A 2443-nucleotide genomic window follows, 5' to 3' on the forward strand; every position below is an offset into this window, starting at 1 on the left:
CGGCTGTGGCTGGTCGCGCCCCGCGGCGGAGCCGCAAATGTCACAGCCCCGCGCCCCCAGAAATGAGCCGTCAGAGAGCCCGATGCATCACGTGCAAGCCCACCCTGCCCTGCGTCGGGTGGATGTAGGCGTCCGGGATCGTGCCGACGATGGTGAAGCCCAGGGAGAGCCAGAGGTTGACGGCGGGGTTGGTTTCGACGACGGCGTTGAAGACCATCGCCCGGTAGCCGTCGGCCTTGGCCGTTTCGAGGACGTGGTTGGCCAGGGCCCGGCCGATGCCACGGCCCGAGTGGGCGGGGTCGACCATGAAGCCGGCGTTGGCGATGTGAGAGGCGGGGCCGCCGTAGTTGGGGGTGACGTAGGCGGAGCCGACCACCGCTCCGGTGGCGTCCTCGGCGACGTACACGCGCTTGCCCGGGGCCATCCACAGGGCACGGGCGTCCTCTTCGGACGTGTCCGGGTCCCAGGCGTAGGCCTCGGCGGCGGCGACGATGCGGTGCCAGAAAGGCCAGATCCGCGGCCAGTCATCGGCCGCGGCTTCTCTGATCAGCATGGACGTGAGTCTTGCACGCCCATGCCGATCAGCGATCGTGCGGGTCCTGCCGTGGACCTGGGCGGTCAGTCCACGCTGGGCAGGATGTGGGGCTCGGCGAGGTCGTCCTCGTAGCCCGCCAGGCGGATGGGTGCGGACCTGGCCCAGACGTCGAGGCTGCCGAGCTTCTCGGCCCGGCCTGCGAGCTCCGTACGTTCCTTGGGGCCCTGATCGAGATTCGTCTTCTCCGGTGTCACCGCGCACTCCTTTTGTGTCGGTCACCCTCGGGGCGTGCAGGACCACTCTGCTACTGGTCGCCTGACGCCCGCTCGGGTCTGAGTAGAGGCCGTTCGGACGCGGTGGCGCCAGTCAACTCATATGAGAGCAGGCCGTGGTGACCGGCTTGTCCCGGGACGGACCGTGGGTGTGGGTGGGACCCAAAAAAGCTGTCCGTCCCGTACAGGGTAACCAAATGAGCGGGCGCCCGCTCGATGGGGCTGAAAACAAGGTGTAACCGTCTGAAGTCTTTCAGGGTCCGTTCAGGTCCCGGTTGGGCGTGTTTCACTCGGTTGTCCACAGGCTCGGATCCACTCGACCGGCCCTGTGCCAACATGATCAACGCCCCATTGTCCACGCGAAGGAGCCCGACATGGCCGCCCAGCAGGTACGCGGTGTCATCGCCCCCGGTAAGAACGAACCGGTGGAGATCCGGACGATTCTCATCCCGGACCCGGGTCCCGGCGAGGCCGTCGTCAAGGTGCAGGCCTGCGGGGTCTGTCACACCGACCTGCACTACAAGCAGGGCGGCATCAGCGACGACTACCCCTTCCTTCTCGGCCACGAGGCGGCCGGTGTGGTGGAGGCGGTCGGCGAGGGCGTCACCGACGTGGCGCCCGGCGACTTCGTGGTCCTCAACTGGCGTGCGGTGTGCGGCCAGTGCCGCGCCTGTCTGCGTGGCCGCCCCTGGTACTGCTTCAACACCCACAACGCCAAGCAGAAGATGACCCTGGAGGACGGCACGGAGCTCTCCCCCGCCCTGGGCATCGGCGCCTTCGCCGAGAAGACGCTGGTCGCGGCCGGCCAGTGCACCAAGGTCGACCCGTCCGTGTCCCCCGCGGTCGCGGGCCTCCTCGGTTGCGGAGTGATGGCCGGCATCGGCGCCGCCATCAACACCGGCAACGTGGGCCGTGGCGACTCGGTGGCGGTCATCGGCTGCGGCGGCGTCGGGGACGCGGCGATCGCCGGTGCGAACCTCGCCGGTGCCGCGCGGATCATCGCCGTCGACATCGATGACCGGAAGCTGGAGAAGGCCCGCACGATGGGCGCCACCCACACGGTCAACTCCAAGGAGACGGACCCCGTCGAGGCGATCCGCGAGCTGACCGGCGGCTTCGGCGCCGACGTCGTCATCGAGGCGGTCGGCCGCCCCGAGACGTACAAGCAGGCGTTCTACGCCCGGGATCTCGCGGGCACGGTGGTCCTGGTCGGTGTGCCGACCCCGGAGATGAAGCTGGAGCTGCCCCTGCTGGACGTCTTCGGCCGCGGCGGCGCCCTCAAGTCGTCCTGGTACGGCGACTGCCTGCCCTCGCGCGACTTCCCGATGCTGATCGACCTCCACCAGCAGGGGCGCCTCGACCTGGCGGCCTTCGTGACGGAGACGATCGAACTGGACGCGGTGGAGCAGGCCTTCGACCGTATGCACCAGGGCGACGTCCTGCGCTCGGTGGTGGAGCTGTGATGGCGGCCCGTATCGAGCATCTGGTCACGTCGGGCACGTTCAGTCTGGACGGCGGCACCTGGGACGTCGACAACAACGTCTGGATCGTGGGTGACGACTCCGAGGCGGTGGTCATCGACGCGGCGCACGACGCGGACGCCATCGCCGAGGCGCTCGGCGATGGCGTCCGCGTC

3 protein-coding genes and 1 pseudogene are annotated in these 2443 nt (G+C 68.9%); 2 read left to right on the forward strand and 2 right to left on the reverse strand.

Annotation, left to right across the window (positions count from 1 at the left end; translation table 11 throughout):
- Nucleotides 1-70 precede the first annotated feature (70 nt).
- Together AOK17_RS39680 and AOK17_RS51430 are read right to left on the reverse strand one after the other, a co-directional pair.
- A complete protein-coding gene (locus tag AOK17_RS39680) occupies nucleotides 71-553 on the reverse strand; it encodes a GNAT family N-acetyltransferase (protein ID WP_055617479.1) in 483 nt (160 codons plus the stop codon).
- A gap of 65 nt (nucleotides 554-618) precedes the next feature.
- Entirely contained in the window at nucleotides 619-789 is a 171-nt protein-coding gene (locus AOK17_RS51430; RefSeq protein ID WP_169801989.1) for a hypothetical protein, read from the reverse strand.
- 392 nt (nucleotides 790-1181) lie between these two features.
- Here AOK17_RS51430 and AOK17_RS39685 point away from each other — a divergent pair, with 392 nt between their 5' ends.
- Together AOK17_RS39685 and AOK17_RS52885 are read left to right on the forward strand one after the other, a co-directional pair.
- Nucleotides 1182-2270 carry an S-(hydroxymethyl)mycothiol dehydrogenase gene (locus AOK17_RS39685; RefSeq protein ID WP_055617480.1) on the forward strand — a complete coding sequence of 363 codons (1089 nt, stop codon included), beginning with the start codon at nucleotides 1182-1184 and terminating at the stop codon, nucleotides 2268-2270.
- Nucleotides 2270-2443, forward strand: a pseudogene (locus AOK17_RS52885) (MBL fold metallo-hydrolase); the annotation flags it as partial. The gene AOK17_RS39685 and the pseudogene AOK17_RS52885, both read left to right, overlap by 1 nt.

The sequence above is a fragment of the Streptomyces phaeochromogenes genome, from assembly GCF_001418655.1.
GTDB lineage: Bacteria > Actinomycetota > Actinomycetes > Streptomycetales > Streptomycetaceae > Streptomyces > Streptomyces phaeochromogenes.